The following is a 17596-nucleotide window of genomic DNA, read 5'->3' on the forward strand; positions in this document are numbered from 1 at the left end:
CCGCATGGCAACGATCACCGTCAACGGCCAGCAGCGCGATTGTCCTGCCGATCCCGATACCCCGCTGCTCTGGGCGCTGCGCGAAGAGCTTGGCCTTACCGGCACCAAGTTCGGCTGCGGCGTGGGCGCGTGCGGGGCCTGCACCGTGCATGTGGATGGCGAAGCGGTGCGCAGTTGCCAGCTTCCGCTGTCGGACGTCGGGGCGGGGAAGGTCACCACCATCGAAGCGTTGTCACCCGCACAGGCGCAGGCCTTGCACCCGGTCCAGCAGGCATGGATCGAAGCGCAAGTGCCGCAATGCGGCTATTGCCAGCCCGGCATGATCATGGCGGTGGCGGCGCTGCTCGCGCGCGATCCTGATCCCTCGGAAGCCACGATCCGCGAACAGATCACCAATATCTGCCGCTGCGGCACATATCCGCGTATAGTCGCCGCCGTCCGACAGGCTGCCATTTTGGCTGCCGCCGCCAACAGGAAAGCCTCATAATGTCTCGCCAACCGCTGCCCCGCACCCCCAACCGGCTCGATGCCATCGATGGCGCGCGGCCGATGGACGAACAGCTTCTCGCCATGATCGTGGGCCTTACGTCTGAAGTCACCATCCTGCGCGCTCGGCTCGATGCGGCAGAGCGGTTGCTTGAAGCATCGGGCGCGCTCACCCCCGGCGCGATTGATGGCTATGAACCCGATGCCGCAGCCGTTGCTGCGCGTGAGGCGGTGCGGCTGGCCACGATAGACAAGGTGTTCCGCCCGATGCGCGAAGCCGCGCTGGCGGATCTTGCCGCCACCACTTCTGCCGGAGACGCCGCATGACCACGCAACTGTCCGAAGATCGCGCGGGCCTTGCCCATCCGCTGATCGCGGTGCCCAGCCACGATGAACTGGCCGAACAGCTTTTCGTCCGCGACCTGAAGCTCTACGTGATGCAACAGATCGAACCCGTGCAGGGCCAGATCGCGGCGCAGGAAGCCAAGGTGCTCGAAGGTGCCGAAACCAACAGCACCGCCGCGCTGCGTGAGCGGATGGCCACCCACGAAAGTTTCGGCTCATGGCTCGCTCTCAAGCGCGAAAGCCAGCGCCAGCTTTGGCACGGCGTTGCCCGCAGCGTGGAACGGCAGGCCGATGATCTGGAAGCGCTGGCCCGGATCGAACACCCCAAAGGCTCGGTCCGCACCGATCCAGCCTTCATCGAACCCGCCTATATCGCGCGGGGCGATATTCACCTGATGCCCGGCGGCAACGCGCACGATGATGGCTCGCTGCTGCAGGGCGCGGTGATGGACCGGGGCGGGGCGGTCTATATGCTGGGCCGCAACGGCGGGATGCTCAACGACCTGCGCGGGCAGACCGCAATGGCCCACGTCCTCACCCGCTTCCCCGATTTCAAGCCTGCGCGCATTCTCGACATGGGTTGCGGCATCGGTACCAGCACCGTGCCCGCCGCGATGTGCTTCCCCGAAGCCGAAGTCCACGGCATCGACGTTGGCGCATCCATGCTGCGCTATGCCCACGCGCGGGCCGAACACCTTGGCGCAGCAGTGCATTTTTCGCAGCAGAGCGCGGAAAAGACCGATTTCGCAGACGCCAGCTTCGACCTCGTTTTCTCCTGCGTCGTCTTCCACGAAACCTCGCAGGCCGCCACGATGGCCATCGTCGAAGAAAGCCGCCGCCTGCTCCGCCCCGGCGGATTGGCGGTGCATCTGGAAGTGCCGCTGCTCCACGACAATTCGGACCCTTGGGTAGAACTTTCGGGCGAACTGGAAGCGCAGTTCAACAACGAACCCAACTGGCGCGGCGCGCTGACGGCGGATTACCGCGCGCTGTTCGAGGCTGCCGGGTTCACGGATGTGGAAATCGGCTATCAGGCTACCAGCCCTGCGGCTCGTGGCGGGCCGTTCCGTTTCGGGCCGGAAAGTGAAGGCGTTTTCCGGTCGTGGTTCGTCGCATCAGGCGTGGCTTGATCGCGCTTAGGTGCAGCTAGGTGCATCTAGGTGCACTTCGGAAATGCACTTGTTTGGCCGCCTCAATTCGATTTGGCGAATAGGTTTCCCGCGCAGCTATCGATTGGACAGGACGGCTGCCAGCGCGTCTAACACCAGCGGAATGACGCCCGACATCGGGCGCGACAAAGGCTGGGAGAGCGGCGCGTCATGGATGGCAGGATCAACGAACCCGGCGTGATGACCGGCATAGCGCTGCTGCTGCCGATCACGCTGACAACGATGGCCATCGTCCTGCTCGCGCCCGTTCTGCCGCAGCTTATGGCCGAATTTGCCCATGTGCCCGGCCAAGAATATCTGGTGCCGATGGTGCTGACGCTGCCTTCGCTTTGCGTGGCGGTGCTGTGCCCTTTTGCGGGGATGCTGGGCGATTATTTCGGACGCAGACGGCTGCTGCTGTCCTCGTTCGTGATCTATGCCGTTGTGGGCGTTGCGCCGTTCTTTCTCAAGGACTTGACCCACATCCTGATATCGCGCGTGGGCGTAGGGATTGCCGAAGCGCTGATCTATGTCCTGTCGACCACGATGATCGGCGATTATTACAAGGGCGCGCAGCGCGATCGCTGGCTGGCGGGGCAGACGGCCTTTGCATCGGTATCGGCGTTGCTGTTCTTCAACGTGGGCGGGATGTTGGGTGAGGCGGGCTGGCGCACGCCGTTCATCGTCTATGCCTCGGCGCTGGTCATGTTCGCGCTGGTGGTGAAATATACGTGGGAACCATCGGGCGACGGGATGAGCGAACAAACGCAAGCCGCGCCGCACAATCTCAGTTGGGCGGGCTTTCCGTGGGGCAAGCTGGCGGTGATCGTGGGCATCACGATCTACGGTTCGATCTTCTTCTATACCGTGCAGATCCAGGCATCGGCAGGTCTTGCCGAACTGGGACTTTCCAGCGCGGCGCGGATCGGGTTCCTCACCTCGGTGGCCAGCCTTGGCGTGCCGCTGGGCACCTTTGTCTACAGCCGCGCGGCGCGGATCGGCGTGGGGCGTCTGCTGCTGATCGAGTTCGGCCTGCTGGCCATCGGTTTCATGCTGATGGGGCGCACCGGGTCGGTGGCGGGGTTTCTTGCCGGGTGCTTCGTCAACCAGCTTGGCGCGGGGATGCTGCTGCCCACATTGCTGGTCTGGTCGATGAGTATCCTGCCCTTTGAAGTGCGCGGGCGCGGCACCGGCTTCTGGCAATCGGCCTTCGCGCTCGGCCAGTGGCTCAGCCCGCTGGTCGTGACGTTCTTTTCGCTGCGGCTGGGCGGCCTGATGAAAGGCTTTGAAATGCTGAGCTGGATGGCGGCAGCGGGCTTTGTCGCGGCGCTGATGGTGCAGCGGGTTGCGGCGCGTGGCTGAACGGCTGGCGGGCAGGATCGCCGTCGTCACCGGCGCGGCGGCAGGCATCGGCAAGGGCTGCGCGCACACGTTCCGCGCAGAAGGATCGACGGTCATCGGCATCGACCTTTCGGGCGCGGACATCGACGCCGACCTGACCGATGAAGCGGCAACCGGCGCGGCGTTTTCGCAAATCATCGCGGAACATGGCCGGATTGATGTGCTGGTAAATGCCGCCGCCTTTGCCGCGTTCGAATGGATCGAGGCGATGACGCTGGCGCAGTGGCGGCACACGCTGGCCGGAGAGCTGGACACGGTGTTCCTGCCCACGCGCGCGGCATGGCCCGGCCTGAAGGCCAGCGGAGCGGCCAGCGTGATCAATTTCGCCAGCGCCAATGCGCGCCACGCGCTGGATGGTTCCGCCGCCTTGGCCCATTGCGCGGGGAAGGGCGGGGTTCTGGCGATGACGCGCCAACTGGCGATGGAAGGCGCACCCCACGGCATCCGCGCCAACACCATATCGCCCGGCTTCATCCGCACAGAAGCCACCGCGCGGCACCTTGCCGAAGTGCCTGATCTGCAAGGCCGGGTGCTGGCAAAGAACATGGTCAAGCGGCTGGGCGAACCCGAAGACATCGCGTGGTGCGCGGTGTGGTTGGCGAGTGACGAGACACGGTATGTGACCGGCGCCGACATCCCGGTAGATGGCGGTGCGACGGCTTGGTAAGGTTTTGGAATTTCTGGCTCTAATGGGTGGCCGCTAGTGCTGATTGCTGACGGCGGGGTAAACGGCAAGAATTGGGTGGTTTGCCGCAATTCGATGCAGCGACCTGCGCCGCCTTCCACCCATGAGAAGTTGCGCGTCCTCGCTAATTATGGCCGCACTCAACAAATTTTCTGGCTATCGCATATCCGCTGAAGATCTTCGCATTTGGCATACGATTTCTGCCCTGAAACCCTGACCGAAAAAACCTGCGACGCAAGCCGAGGCCACCAACCTTGTCCAACACGATGTTCGATGCGAATGGTCAGAATGGACCCAATAAAGAAATATAACGCTGTAAAAGCGTTTGCTAATAGTCTTGTGCTAACGCTATGCGGTCAAAAGTTAATTTTGCAAAACCGCAATTGAGTGGGGTTTATGAAACGATCAAGCCTGTTCGCGCTTCCGCTAATTTTGTTGGTTAGCGCTTGCGGTGGTGGCGACGGGTCGACTGGAACAAGCCCAGTGGTCACTATTCCTACTCCCACGCCCACGCCCACGCCCACGCCCACGCCCACGCCCACGCCTACGCCCACTCCGACCCCAGGGGCCCTTCTTCCGCCAACCCCGATAGCTAGCGATGGCAATTGGTCCACTTTTCAGCGCGATCCCGGCCACACTGGCTATGTTCCGACCAGTTTTACATCTTCAAGTTTTACTGATGCATGGACGGTTTCAACGCCGAACCCTCCAAGTGAAGTCGTGGCACGAGCGGGCAGTATATTTTATAATGTCGTGGACGCGAATAGCCGCGCATTTACGCGTGCAATTTCTACATCTAACGGGTCATCACTTTGGGCTTTTGATCTGGGCTTGATCACTAATGGGACAGGCGTGCGCCTATTAGGCCCTTCTTATGCGAACAATCGGGTCGCGTCCATGACACCGAATAATAATTCAACTGCCACTCCACTGCTTGTGATTGACGCCAATAACGGAGCTTATATTAGCACGGCTACATATGACACGCAGGGTAGCTTCGGCAGCATCGTGACACCGGTAGGCAACGAACTTTTCTTTTCATCGGGCTATTACGGTAATGTTGCTTTCGCAGCAAACGCAGTTACTGGCTCAAGATTGTGGAGAACGGAGGCTACTGGTCAATTTGGTGGCTATGTCATGCAGGGCGAGAGTGTAGCTGTTGATCAAAATTACGTGTATTTCTTCACGGCGGGCTCGCTTATCGTCATGGGTCGCGACGGGTCTATAGTGAAATCTATCGAAAACCCATTTTTTTCGCAAAGGGGGCTAAGTTACGTCGGTGAGTACGTTGGCGCTCCAATGCTTGACGGAAACGGTCGCATTTTTACCTTTTCTGATAACTACTCAGACGGTCAGTCGCTCCCCATCGCCGCCTTTTCCCTCTATAGCGACAAAGCCTTATGGCGATCGGGGTTCAGCTACACTGGCCAGCCTGCTGTTCGAAGTGATCGAATTTACGCCATTCGCTCTTCCAGCACGATTGTTGACATAGTGGACGTAGCCACCGGTCTGGCAGTCAGCTCAATCGATGTTGGTGGGACGGAAAACTTAACAAGCAACGTCGTAGTGTCCAACAGTCATCTGTTCGTAGCAAGCGCATCTACGACGTTCGCCGTGGACTTGGGCAATAGCGGTTTCCCGGTAGTGTGGAGAACATCCTTTGGCGGAAAGCTGACTATCACCCCGGATGGTTATTTGGTTATTTCCACCGCCAAAGGGCTTCACGCTGTGAAACTGAAATGATGCCTGCGATCATGAATTTGGTTGATTAGGCGTCGAGCGATAACAAACAATAAGCTATGCATTGGCGGATAAGTAGCCCCGCTTCAAATGTCCGAAATTGCGTCGTCACCGGAATGTCGGTTCGCAACGCAAAAATCCCGGATAGCTGACGCTCCACCAGCGATGAAACGTGTCTCCGCACCCTCGCAATGTTGGGCATAAAAAAGGGAGCGGGCGGTTTTGCCGCGCTCCCTTTTCTCCTCCCGTCCGGGGAGAGTCAGAAAGGCTGGTTCAGACGCCCCAACGCGCCTTCCAGCATATGGGCGTGGACCTTCGGGTCACCGTGTTCGAGCTGGAGCTTGCCCACGGCAACGCTGGTTTCGATCACGTCGCGGCAGCGGTCGTAGCGGCGGTCCTGATAGGCCTGCAGGGCGGCGGCCACATCGTCGGTGCGGGCCAGTTCCTCTGCCAGAACCACGCCGCTTTCCACCGCCATGCCCGCGCCCGATGCAAGGTGCGGGGTGGTGGCGTGGACGGCATCGCCCAGCAGGACGATGCGCCCGTTGAACCAGTTCCTGGGTTGCAGCACGGCGGCCAGCGGGCGGTAATTGATCCAGTCTTCGCGGGTCATATTGTCGCGAATCCAGCCTGCGTTGCCGCCAAAATCGGCCAGCAGGCCCTTCAGCGTGACGTAGAGTTCCTCGTCGGTCATGAAGCTTTCCCGCTCTACGTGCGGGGTCAGCATCCACATGTATACCTTGTCCGGCGCGCAGGCGGTGATGCCGCAGGGGTTGGCGTGGCCGAGGAAAAATTCGCCCATATCAAGGCCCGGCGGCTTGGCGATGGAAATGCGCCAGCAGCCCTGGCCGGTGGGCTTCGCCGGTCCCATGTGCGGGAAGGCGATATCGCGCACCACGGAATAGACGCTGTCCGCCCCCACGACGAGATCGTAGCGACCCGAAGATTCATCGGAAAAGCGGACATTTACGCCATCGCCATCATTTTCCAGCGCGGTGACGGTGAGGCCGAGGCGCACGGGTATTTCCAGTTCGCGCACTTTGGCCTGCATGATGTGGTGCAGCACCGGGCGCATGATGCCGCCTGTGGCAGGCAGGCCTTCCTCGATCACCGGTTCATCCAGATCGAGCATGTGCGTGCCATCATAGCGAAACAGGCGCGTCTTGCTGGTAATCGCGCCTTCGGCCTTGATCGCATCGAGCAGGCCCAGTCTGCGATAGGCGCGCAAGGTGGGACCGGTGATGGTGATCCCCGCCCCATAGACGCGCCATTCCGGGTCCAGATCGATCAGGTCGACCTTCACCCCGCGCGTGGCAAGGCTGATCGCCGTTGCCATGCCGCCAATCCCTCCGCCCACGACAAGCGCCGTTGCGATGCTGCTGATGCTCTCCCCAGTCATGCTGCATGACCTAGCGATTGGAACGCCACGCACAAATCCGAACGATGGATAGGAACCCATCCATACAAACGGCGGGAGTTCGAAGGCTGGGCCGACTAATGGAGATGGACCGCGACGAGCGAGGGGCTGGTCCGGCGGGCCGGTTCCATAGGTCAACGCTATGGAGACATAGAGAGAATCCGCGTTTTCTTTTTTTGTTGGCCCAGCAATTTGCACGCTGTGATCCAGCGCCAGCGCAATCGCGCCGGATCTATCGGGTTCATGCAGCATCGTGAGGCACGACGCGCATGAGCAGAACAGTTTCGACCGGCAGTTGCAGGCGAACGATTTTGGGGAGGAATGAGAATGAAGTTCGGAAAAACCCTTGGCCTTGTGGCGTCTGCCAGTGCCGTGGCCGTGGCCACGCTCGGCCTTTCCGCACAGGCATTTGCAGCAGACACTGCCGCCGAAGAGCAGGCTCAGGCCGATAACGGCGGCGATGCCGCGATCATCGTGACCGCCCGCAAGCGCGAGGAAAACCTCATCGACGTGCCGCTGCCCGTTACCGTGGCAACGCAGGCCCAGCTTCAGCGCGATCAGGTCTATTCGATCACCGATCTGCAGCGCACCACCGCATCGCTGGAAATCAGCCAGACCTCTGGCGGCGAAGTGAACGGCGGCGCACGTCTGCGCGGCCTTGGCACCGGCGTGTTCAACGCCAGCGTTTCGCCTTCGGTCGCATTCGTCGTCGATCAGGTGCCGCAGGGCAACCTCACCTTCCCGCTGCTGTTCGATCTGGCGCAGGTAGAAGTGCTGCGCGGGCCGCAGGGCACCCTGTTCGGCCAGGGCGCATCGGCAGGCGTGATCAACATCACCACGGTTGCTCCTTCGACCGATGCCTTCGGTATTTCGGGCGGCGTGAACGTGGCCGACAAGGGCACCGCCGGTTCGGAAGTGAGCGAACTGACCGTGCGTGGCGGCGTGAACGTGCCGCTGGGCGAAAAGGCGGCCCTGCGCATCGCGGGCCAGTACAAGCGTGAAGCCGGGTTGCAGCGCAACACCTTCCTCGATCTGGACAACCGCACCAAGGAATATGGCCTGCGCGGCAAGCTGCTGCTGAAGCCTTCGGAAACGGTCACGATCAACCTTTCGGCTGAAATGACCGAGCAGAAGGTCAACGGCTGGAACTTCTTCGCCATCGCCATCGCGCCCAATGGCCGGCCCAACAGCGCGGCTTCGACCGGTGCCTTCACGGCCACCGCCGGTTGCGACATTCCCGTGATCAACGAACGTGCCGAATATTACTGCGAAGATACGCAGGCCACGATGCGCAACAGCGCACAGGGCTTTTCGGGCGTGGTGGACTTTGAACTGAACGACAACCTTTCGCTCACCTCGGTCACAGCTTATCGTATGCTGGATCGTGAAACGGACACCGTGAACTTCTCGCGTCGTCTGACGGTGGGTGCGCGCAACGAGAATATCGAAAGCGAATCCAAGCAGTTCAGCCAGGAACTGCGCCTCGATTACCAGAACGATGGTCTGAACGTGTTGGTTGGCGCGCTCTATTCGAAGTTCGATCTGGAAACGACGCCGATCAATGGCAGCACGTTCGGCAACCCGACGCTGGGCAACCGCACCGGCTTTTCGGTGTGCCACAACCTCGGCTTCTTCTGCCCGGTGCCCGTCTCGTTCAGCTATGAAGACACCAGCAACCGCATCTTCGCGCTGTTCACCGACGTGACGGTTCCGGTGTCCGATCAGGTCGATCTGTTCGGCGGCCTGCGCTATTCGAACTATCGCAACACCACGGGCGTGGGCGTTGATACGCTGACGGCGACCCGCACGGTGGAAATCAAGGACAACGACGTTTCGGGCCGCGTTGGCCTGAGCTTCAAGCCGACCCCGGATTCCACGATCTTCGTGTCCTATGCCCGTGGTTACAAGCCGCCCGCCGTGGTGGTGCCGACCATCGCGACCGATCCCGTCGTGGTGCTGAAGCCTGAAAAGGCCGATGCGATCGAACTGGGTGCCAAGGTGCAGGTTGGCCGCGTGCAGCTTTCGGGCAACGCCTTCTGGAACAAGGTGGCCAACTTCCAGACACAATCGAGCGTTTTCAACGCTTCAGGCGCGCTGATCTCGGTCACGCAGAACATCGACAAGGTTGTGTCGAAGGGCTTCGAACTGAACGCGATGGGCACTGTTGTTCCCGGCCTGACCGTGAACGCGGGCTACCAGTTCAACGATGTGCGCTTCCCCACGGGCTTTGTCGGCAACGATGGCGTATCGCTTTCGGGCAAGCAGTTCATCAATGCTCCCAAGCACAAGTTCACCATCTCGACCGAATATTCGACCCCGGTGAGCGGCAATCTGGAAGCGTTCGTGAACGCCAACCTGGTGTACAAGAGCGCGGTCCTGCTGGGCCAGTATGGCAGCGACGTGTTCCGTTACCCGGCGCATGAACTGATCAACACCGGGTTCGGTATCCGCGATGCCGATGGCAAGTGGAGCGCATCGATCTTTGCCCGCAACCTGACCAAGGAACGCGAACCGACCGCCTATCTGGCGAGCGACTTTGCCGGTTCTGCCGATGGCGGCATCCGCGCATGGCCGGCGGCAGGCATCACCACCCGCGTGGTGGGCCTGACGGTCGACTTCAACTTCTGAAGCTGAAATACGGGCGGCGGTCTTTCGGGATTGCCGCCCGAATTGCGTTTGCAACATAGGAGTTCTGCCGTGCGTGTAGTCGTGACCGGAGCGGGCGGTTTTGTCGGGCGCGAGATCGTGGCGCTGTTGCTGGAGCGCGGTGACGCGGTGGTCGGCATCGATACGGTGGCGGGCGGCATACCGGGGGGGGCAACTGCCATCGCGGGCGATCTGGGCGACGCCACGGTGCGCGGTGCGGCGCTGGCCGGTGGGTGCGACGCGCTGATCCACCTCGCCACCGTGCCGGGCGGCGCGGCAGAGGCGGACCCTGCGGCATCGCGGCGGATCAACGTGGATGCGATGTACGATCTGCTGCTGGAAGCGGCAGCGGTGAACCCCGGCCTGCGCGTGGTCTATGCCAGCTCCATCGCGGTGTTCGGCGATCCGTTGCCCGCGCTGGTGGACGATGCCACGCCGCTTAGCCCCAAGATGATCTATGGCGGGCACAAGGCGATGATGGAGCACGCGGTGGCGATGTTCTCCAATCGCGGGCTGATCGATGGCGTGACGGTGCGCCTGCCCGGCATCCTCGCCCGGCCCAAGGGGCCATCGGGCATGAAATCGGCCTTCATGTCAGACCTGTTCCACGCGCTGAAAGCGGGCGAGGCGTTTACCTGCCCGGTATCGGCGGCGGGCACGATCTGGGCGCAATCGGTGGGCCAGTGCGCACGCAATTTCATCCATGCGCTGACGCTGGACACGTCCCTGCTGCCGCCCACGCGCGCGGTGACGCTGCCTGCCTTGTGTGTGACGATGGGCGATCTGGCCGCGCAGATCGCGCGCGAATGTGGGGTGTCTGCGGGCCTTGTCAGCTATGCGCCCGATGCCGCGCTGGAAGCGGCCTTTGCCGCGCAGCCGCCGCTGGAAACGCCTGCGGCACAACGCGCCGGTTTTGCACATGACGGCGATCTTGCTACACTGGTCGCCAGCGCACTCTCGACTATTTGAGAGGCGGCGGGAGAAATGGCGATGCGGTTCGGGCGATTGGACCTCAACCTGCTGGTGGCGCTTGACGCGCTGCTGACGGAACGCAGCGTAAGCCTTGCGGCAGATCGGCTGTGCCTTTCGCAGTCCGCCACGTCGAGCGCGCTGGGCCGCTTGCGCGAATACTTTGGCGATGAACTGCTGGTGGTCAAAGGCCGCAGCATGATCCTGACCGCGCGGGCCGAGGAACTGATCGAGCCGGTGCGCGCGGTGCTCGAACAGATCCGCACCACGGTTTCGGTCGCCCCGCCGTTCGATCCCGCCACCGCAGATCGCGTGGTGCGGATCATGGCGTCGGACTATTCCACCGAAGTGCTGCTCACAGGCGTGCTGGCCGATCTGGAAAAGGCCGCGCCCAACATGCGCTTCGAAATTCAGCCCATGCACGATACCCCGATCGAGGCGATCGAGCGCGGCTATATCGATCTGCTGCTGACCATCGATTATGCGATTTCATCCGATCACCCCAGTCAGTTGCTGTTCGAAGACGATTACGTGGTGGTGGGCGATCGCAACAATCCGGCGCTGGCCGCACCGATGACGCGCGACCTCTATTTCAGCCTTGGCCATGTGACCGCCCGTTTCGGCAAGGCGCGCGTGCCTGCGTTCGAAGACTGGTTCGTGCGGCGGCAAAAGCAGCAGCGCCGGGTCGAAGTGGTCGCCCCATCGTTCCTTTCGCTCCCCGGCCTGGTGGTGGGCACCAACCGCATCGCCACGATGCACCGCCGCATGGCCGAAATGGTGGTGCGCACGCAGCCGCTGGTCATGCGCGAGATACCCTTTGCCATCCCCCCGATCCGCGAATCGATCCAGTGGAACATCGCCAACACCAACGACCGCGCGCTGCGCTGGGTGGTGGAAAAGCTCGCCACCGCCGCTGCTGCTTACAAGTCCGGCACGGACAACGTGGTGCCGCTGGACAAGGCCGATATCAGCCGCAGCGAGATCGAGGTGGAATACCGGATGAACCACCCGCAGCGGTGATGGTTGCATTAAACGAGGCTGCTTTCGATTTCCCCGTCATCCCTGTAACTTGCATTCATCCCCGCAGCATACAGAGTGTTTGGGGGCTTGGGCGGGACGGTCGTTTCATGCTTGGGACGTTGATCCCGTAGTTCAGCTTGATCGTCCTGCCGCAAGATCATCGACTCCAAACAGTCGCATGGACCGCACCGTCCTCAAAGCGGTCTACCAACGCTTCCTCAGCGCCTGCAACGCCAGCATCAGCAACCGAAAATCATGGCAAATCACTCGACCAACAAGACAGTCGCTGGACTTGCCTCAGAATCCGTCTTTCGCTTCAGGCCAATGAATTGATCGGCACGATGGACCCTGAAACAAGTTCTGGGTGACGCCAAGCAAGGGTAGGGGTCAGAGTGGCAGGCCACCCCGGCCCATCGCCGTCACGCCTGATACGGTAGCGACCGCACGCGCTTGCCCGTCAGGCTGCTGACGGCATTGGCCACCGCTGCCACCGCTGGGGGCAGCGCCGGTTCGCCAAGGCCGGTCGGCGGGTTGTCGGTGCGGACCATTGCGATTTCGATCGGCGGCACAACGTCGATCCGGGGCAGGGGATAGGCATCGAAGTTTGCCACCTGCACCTGTCCGCCTTCGACCGGCACTTTCAGCCCGCCGATGACGTGGCCGATGCCTTCGATCATCGAGCCTCTGATCTGCTGTTCGGCATTCAGCGGATTGATGACCGTGCTGCCGATATCGCCCGCGACCCACATCCTTGTGACCCGCACTGTGTCATCCACCTGCGCCACATCGGCCACCACCGCAAAGTAACCCAAGTGGCTGAAATAGAAGCCGAACCCGCGCCCCTTGGCGGGCTTTTCCTGCCAGGCGGCAGTCTTCATCACTTCGCGGATCACGCCTGCGGCACGGCCCGTATCGAACGGCGGAGGCTGGAAAATATCAGGCACGCCGGGAATTTTGGGTGGCGTAACCGCGCGGGGTTCACCCAACAGATCAAGCATGAACACAGGCAGCGTCTTGCCCGCAGCAGTAGCCACTTCATCAAGGAAGGCCTGCGTGGCAAAGGCCAGCGCGTTCGAACCCGGCGCGCGCAGCCAGCCCAAGGGCACGTTGCTGTCCAGCACGGTCAGGCCGAGATCGGCGTTGGGCACGAGATTGGCCGGAACCAGATCATTGGGCAGTTCGCCACCGCGCCCCGGCTGCCCCTTTGCGCCGAACGAGACGAGGTGCGTACGGAACGCGGTCAGCTTGCCCTGCGCATCCAGCCCAGCCTCCAGCTTGTGAAAGCCAGCGGGGCGGAAGAAATCGAGGCGAAAATCCTCTTCGCGTTCAAGGATCAGCTTCACCGGCACGCCCGGAACCTCGCGCGCGATAGCGGCGGCGATGATCATGAAATCGCTTTGCAAGCGCCGTCCGAAACCACCGCCGATGCGGGTGAGGTTCACGGTGACCGCCTGTGGATCAAGGCCCAGCGCCTTGGCCACCATATCCTTGCCTTCGCTGGGCATCTGGCTTGGCGCCCATAGCTCAACCTTGCCGTCCTTGAACTGCGCGGTGCAGTTCTGCGGCTCCAGCGTAGCGTGGGCGAGGAACGGGTAGGAATATTCCGCGCTGACGACCTTTGCCGCCTTGGCAATGGCTGCGGTGGCATCGCCTTCCTTGCGGATCGAGGCCACAGGCTTGCCCGCGAAGGCAGCCTTGGCGGCAGTAGCGAAAGTGGCGTCGGAGTGCTTTTCGCGTCCACCATTGTCCCACCGGACTTCCAGCAGCTTGCGCGCTTCGCTGGCGGTCCACCAGCTATCGGCAACCACCGCCAGCGCATCGACCGGCGCATCGTCATGGCCAAGCTGGCGGACCGGCACCACCTTGCGCACGCCGGGCAGGGCCAGCGCCTTTGCCGCGTCGTGGCTTTTCAGCATGGCTCCGCGCACTGGTGCGGTGAGCAGTGCAGCGTGGACCATGCCTGGCAGGACGGTATCGACGCCGAACAACGGCTTGCCCGCGACGATGGCCGGGGTGTCCGGCCCCGGCACCGGCTTGCCGATGATCGAGAACGCACTTGCGTCTTTCAGCTTGAGCGTCGCCACATCGGGCACCGCTTCCTTCGCTGCCGCAGCAGCCAGCGCGGCATAGGGCGCGCGGCGCTTGCTGGCGGCGTGGATCACTTCGCTCGCGCTGGTGGTGATGTCCGCTGCGGGAACGCCCCACTGCTTTGCCGCTGCCGCCACGATCATCGCGCGCGCGGTTGCGCCCGCCTGCCGCATCGGTATCCAGTTCATCGGCGTGGACATGGACCCGCCCGCGAACTGTTCACCGAAGCGCGACTGGTCGGCCACGGCCTGCTCTACTTTGACCGCGCTCCACGCCACGTCCAGTTCCTCGGCGATCAGCATCGGCAGCATGGCTTTTACGCCCTGTCCAATCTCCGGATTCTTGGACGTGATCGTGACCGTGTTGTCCGCCGCGATGGCAACATAGGCGCTGATCCGAGCCGACGCCGCGCTGCCGGGCTTTGCGCCCTGCGCTGCCGCAATCTGGATATCGAAAGCGAGCGTGCCACCGGCCGCCAGCATAGCCTTCAACGCAAGACGACGATCAGCGTGCATTGTTGCCTCCTGCGGCCTGCTTTATCGCGTCGCGAATGCGGTGATAGGTTCCGCAGCGGCACAGGTTGCCTGCCATTGCCGCGTCGATATCGGCATCGTTGGGCGCCGGGTTGCTTTCCAGCAGCGCCACCGCGCTCATGATCTGGCCTGCCTGACAGTATCCGCACTGCGGCACGTCGATATCCACCCAGGCCTCGCTCACGCGCTTGCCAACGGCGCTTGCGGCAACGCCTTCGATCGTGGTGATCGCGCCTTCGCCCACGGCGTTGATCGGGGTGATGCAGGACCGGATTGCCTGCCCATCGAGATGAACCGTGCAGGCCCCGCACAGCCCCGCGCCGCAGCCGAACTTCGGCCCGAGATAGCCGAGATCCTCACGCAGAACCCACAGCAACGGCTTTTCGCCGGGAACGTCCACCTGCCTTGGGGTTCCGTTCACTTTCAGCATTGTCGGCATTGCGATCACCCCGGACGCTTCGATTTATCGCCGCCTGCACTATGCGCATGACACGCCGCTGACAAATGCCTTTTCGCCGTGGTTGAAGTGCCGGGTGCAGGATGCCAAAGAGGTTTCAAAGGAGATTACCACAATGGCAGGCATGGTTCCGTTCGATTGGGAAGACGCGCTGGGGCTGGACAGCCTGCTGACCGATGACGAACGCATGATCCGCGATGCCGCACGCGCCTTTGCTCAGGATCGGCTGGCCCCGCGCGTGATCGATGCCTTTGCCAGTGAACACACCGACCCTGAAATCTTCCGCGAAATGGGCGCGCAAGGCCTGCTGGGCGTGACCCTGCCCGAAGATTATGGCTGCACCGGCGCCGGCTATGTCTCCTACGGCCTTGTTGCGCGCGAGGTGGAGCGGGTGGATTCGGGCTATCGCTCGATGATGAGCGTGCAGTCCAGCCTCGTGATGTTCCCGATTTACGAATACGGGAGCGAGGAGCAGCGCCGCAAATACCTGCCCAAGCTGGCCAGTGGCGAATGGATCGGCTGCTTCGGCCTGACCGAACCTGATGCCGGATCGGACCCCGGCGGAATGCGCACCCACGCGCGCAAGGTCGATGGCGGTTATATCATCAACGGCGCAAAGACGTGGATTTCCAACGCGCCGATTGCAGACGTTTTCGTGGTCTGGGCCAAGAGCGATGCCCACGGCGGCGGCATTCGCGGCTTCGTGCTGGAGAAGGGGATGAAGGGCCTTTCCGCCCCGAAGATCGAAAACAAGATATCCCTCCGCGCCTCGATCACCGGCATGATCGTGATGGACGACGTGTTCGTGCCCGAAGATGCGCTCCTGCCCAATGTGCAGGGGCTGAAAGGCCCGTTCGGCTGCCTTAACCGTGCGCGCTATGGCATTTCGTGGGGGGCGCTGGGCGCGGCGGAGTTCTGCTATCACGCGGCGCGGCAATATGGGCTGGACCGGCAGCAGTTTGGCCGCCCGCTGGCCGCGACGCAGCTTTACCAGAAGAAGCTGGCCGACATGCTGACCGAAATCACGCTGGGCCTGCACGCATCGTTGCAGGTGGCCCGTCTGATGGATGCGGGCAAGTTCGCGCCCGAAATGATCTCCATCGTAAAGCGCAACAACGTGGGCAAGGCGCTGGATATCGCGCGGATGGCGCGCGACATGCACGGCGGCAACGGCATTTCGGGCGAATATCAGGTGATCCGCCATATGGTGAACCTTGAAACGGTGAACACCTATGAAGGCACGCACGATGTCCACGCGCTGATCCTGGGCCGCGCGATCACGGGGATCGCGGCGTTCTGACGGCGGCGGCTATTCCTTCACCGTTTCCATCGCCACGAAGGTGGATGTGTTGGCGACATGGGGCAGGGCGGAGATTTTCTCCCCCAGCACGGTGCGATAGCGGCGGATGTCCGGCGTGCGGACTTTGAGCAGGTAGTCGAAGCTGCTGGCGATCATGTGGCATTCCTCGATCTCGGGAATTTGCCGGACACCTGCGTTGAATTCGGCCAGCGCACGGTCGCGCGTGTCGGACAGCTTCACTTCCGCAAAGGCGACATGATCAAGCCCCAGCTTTGCGAAATCGACCAGTGCGGCGAACCCGGTGATCACGCCCGCATCCAGCAAACGCTTCAGCCGCACCTGACACGGCGTTTTGGAAAGACCGACCTTTCCGGCCAGCGCCGTCATCGCCATGCGGCCATCGATTTGCAGCGCGGCGATGATCTTGCGATCATAGTCATCAAGATGAACTGCTGAGCGATGATCTGCGGGCAATTCAGCCTCCCAAATGCCAATAGAAAAGTCGATTTGCCTATATTTCGCGAAACTTCAGACCGGAATGACCTGTGGAACCGTGGTATGTCAAGATCATGACCGCCACGCCCGCACCCTTCGCCCACTTCGCGCCGCCGATCCGCACCGCCACCATGCTGCGGCAGGCAATCACCGCTGCCTGCCGCACGGACGAGGCTGAAGCGCTCGCCCCGCTGATCGATGCCGCAAGCCTGCCTGCCGATACGCGCGCGGCCATTCGCAGCACGGCAAGCCGCCTCGTTATCGCGCTGCGCGGCGAAAGCCGGGGCAGCGGCGTGGAAGGGCTGGTGCAGGAATATTCGCTGTCGAGCGAAGAGGGCGTGGCGCTGATGTGCCTTGCCGAAGCGCTGCTGCGTATCCCCGATATGCCCACGCGCGATGCGCTGATCCGCGACAAGATTGCCGATGGCGATTGGACCGCGCATCTGGGCAATGGCCGTTCGCTGTTCGTCAACGCCGCTTCATGGGGGCTGGCGATCACCGGCAAACTGGTGGGCAGCGTGGATGATCGCGGCCTTGGCGCGGCGCTGACGCGGCTTGTGGCGCGCGCGGGCGAACCGGTAATCCGGCGCGGCGTCGACCTTGCCATGCGCATGATGGGCGAACAGTTCGTGACCGGCGAGACAATCGAGGAAGCCCTGCGCCGCGCAAAGGAGCTTGAAGCCAAGGGTTTCCGCTACAGCTACGATATGCTGGGCGAAGCGGCCACCACCGCGCAGGACGCCGCCCGCTATTACCGGGACTACGAAAACGCCATCCACGCCATCGGCGCGGCCTCTGCCGGGCGCGGCATTGTCGAAGGGCCGGGCATCTCGATCAAACTGTCCGCGCTGCACCCACGCTATTCC

At 62.3% G+C, this 17596-nt stretch carries 15 protein-coding genes; 11 read left to right on the forward strand and 4 right to left on the reverse strand.

Annotation, left to right across the window (positions count from 1 at the left end):
- The first annotated feature begins 4 nt into the window (after window positions 1-4).
- The 6 genes from ACOVQ0_RS12110 to ACOVQ0_RS12135 all read left to right on the forward strand — a co-directional run bounded on the left by ACOVQ0_RS12110 (window position 5) and on the right by ACOVQ0_RS12135 (window position 5808).
- Complete coding sequence (locus ACOVQ0_RS12110) at window positions 5-487, forward strand: (2Fe-2S)-binding protein (RefSeq protein ID WP_421884784.1); 483 nt, start codon at window positions 5-7, stop codon at window positions 485-487.
- Entirely contained in the window at window positions 487-813 is a 327-nt protein-coding gene (locus ACOVQ0_RS12115; protein ID WP_421884786.1) for a hypothetical protein, read from the forward strand. The genes ACOVQ0_RS12110 and ACOVQ0_RS12115 overlap by 1 nt, the downstream gene beginning before the upstream one ends.
- Window positions 810-1961 (forward strand): class I SAM-dependent methyltransferase, encoded by a 1152-nt coding sequence (locus tag ACOVQ0_RS12120; protein ID WP_421884788.1) that lies wholly within the window; start codon window positions 810-812, stop codon window positions 1959-1961. Before ACOVQ0_RS12115 ends, ACOVQ0_RS12120 begins: the two co-directional genes overlap by 4 nt.
- A gap of 189 nt (window positions 1962-2150) precedes the next feature.
- Complete coding sequence (locus tag ACOVQ0_RS12125; protein ID WP_421884790.1) at window positions 2151-3341, forward strand: MFS transporter; 1191 nt, start codon at window positions 2151-2153, stop codon at window positions 3339-3341.
- On the forward strand, window positions 3334-4047 hold the full coding sequence (locus ACOVQ0_RS12130; protein WP_421884792.1) for an SDR family NAD(P)-dependent oxidoreductase: 714 nt from the start codon (window positions 3334-3336) through the stop codon (window positions 4045-4047). Before ACOVQ0_RS12125 ends, ACOVQ0_RS12130 begins: the two co-directional genes overlap by 8 nt.
- A gap of 414 nt (window positions 4048-4461) precedes the next feature.
- A complete protein-coding gene (locus tag ACOVQ0_RS12135) occupies window positions 4462-5808 on the forward strand; it encodes a PQQ-binding-like beta-propeller repeat protein (protein ID WP_421884794.1) in 1347 nt (448 codons plus the stop codon).
- A gap of 256 nt (window positions 5809-6064) precedes the next feature.
- Here the strand turns inward: ACOVQ0_RS12135 and ACOVQ0_RS12140 are convergent, their stop codons facing one another.
- Window positions 6065-7204 (reverse strand): FAD-dependent monooxygenase, encoded by a 1140-nt coding sequence (locus ACOVQ0_RS12140; RefSeq protein WP_421884796.1) that lies wholly within the window; start codon window positions 7202-7204, stop codon window positions 6065-6067.
- Window positions 7205-7549: 345 nt separating this feature from the next.
- On the opposite strand from ACOVQ0_RS12140, the gene ACOVQ0_RS12145 reads away from it, so the two are divergent.
- The 3 genes from ACOVQ0_RS12145 (at window position 7550) to ACOVQ0_RS12155 (ending at window position 11857) form a co-directional block, all read left to right on the forward strand.
- Window positions 7550-9850, forward strand: a complete 2301-nt coding sequence (locus ACOVQ0_RS12145) for a TonB-dependent receptor (RefSeq protein WP_421884798.1) — start codon at window positions 7550-7552, stop codon at window positions 9848-9850.
- A gap of 69 nt (window positions 9851-9919) precedes the next feature.
- The gene (locus tag ACOVQ0_RS12150) at window positions 9920-10837 is read left to right on the forward strand and encodes an NAD-dependent epimerase/dehydratase family protein (RefSeq protein ID WP_421884800.1); all 918 of its coding nucleotides are present in this window, start codon (window positions 9920-9922) and stop codon (window positions 10835-10837) included.
- Between the two features lie 15 nt (window positions 10838-10852).
- Entirely contained in the window at window positions 10853-11857 is a 1005-nt protein-coding gene (locus ACOVQ0_RS12155) for a LysR family transcriptional regulator (RefSeq protein ID WP_421884802.1), read from the forward strand.
- A gap of 419 nt (window positions 11858-12276) precedes the next feature.
- Here ACOVQ0_RS12155 and ACOVQ0_RS12160 read toward each other — a convergent pair whose 3' ends face one another.
- Window positions 12277-14460, reverse strand: a complete 2184-nt coding sequence (locus ACOVQ0_RS12160) for a molybdopterin cofactor-binding domain-containing protein (RefSeq protein WP_421884804.1) — start codon at window positions 14458-14460, stop codon at window positions 12277-12279.
- A complete protein-coding gene (locus ACOVQ0_RS12165) occupies window positions 14450-14917 on the reverse strand; it encodes a (2Fe-2S)-binding protein (RefSeq protein WP_421884806.1) in 468 nt (155 codons plus the stop codon). Before ACOVQ0_RS12165 ends, ACOVQ0_RS12160 begins: the two co-directional genes overlap by 11 nt.
- A gap of 133 nt (window positions 14918-15050) precedes the next feature.
- On the opposite strand from ACOVQ0_RS12165, the gene ACOVQ0_RS12170 reads away from it, so the two are divergent.
- Complete coding sequence (locus ACOVQ0_RS12170; protein WP_421884808.1) at window positions 15051-16235, forward strand: acyl-CoA dehydrogenase; 1185 nt, start codon at window positions 15051-15053, stop codon at window positions 16233-16235.
- A gap of 9 nt (window positions 16236-16244) precedes the next feature.
- Here ACOVQ0_RS12170 and ACOVQ0_RS12175 read toward each other — a convergent pair whose 3' ends face one another.
- Complete coding sequence (locus ACOVQ0_RS12175) at window positions 16245-16709, reverse strand: Lrp/AsnC family transcriptional regulator (protein WP_421884810.1); 465 nt, start codon at window positions 16707-16709, stop codon at window positions 16245-16247.
- A 95-nt stretch (window positions 16710-16804) separates the two neighbouring features.
- Here ACOVQ0_RS12175 and ACOVQ0_RS12180 point away from each other — a divergent pair.
- Window positions 16805-17596 (forward strand): proline dehydrogenase family protein (locus ACOVQ0_RS12180; RefSeq protein ID WP_421884812.1); only part of this gene is annotated, 792 nt, incomplete at its 3' end.

The organism is Novosphingobium sp., from assembly GCF_049240505.1.
Taxonomy (GTDB): domain Bacteria; phylum Pseudomonadota; class Alphaproteobacteria; order Sphingomonadales; family Sphingomonadaceae; genus Novosphingobium.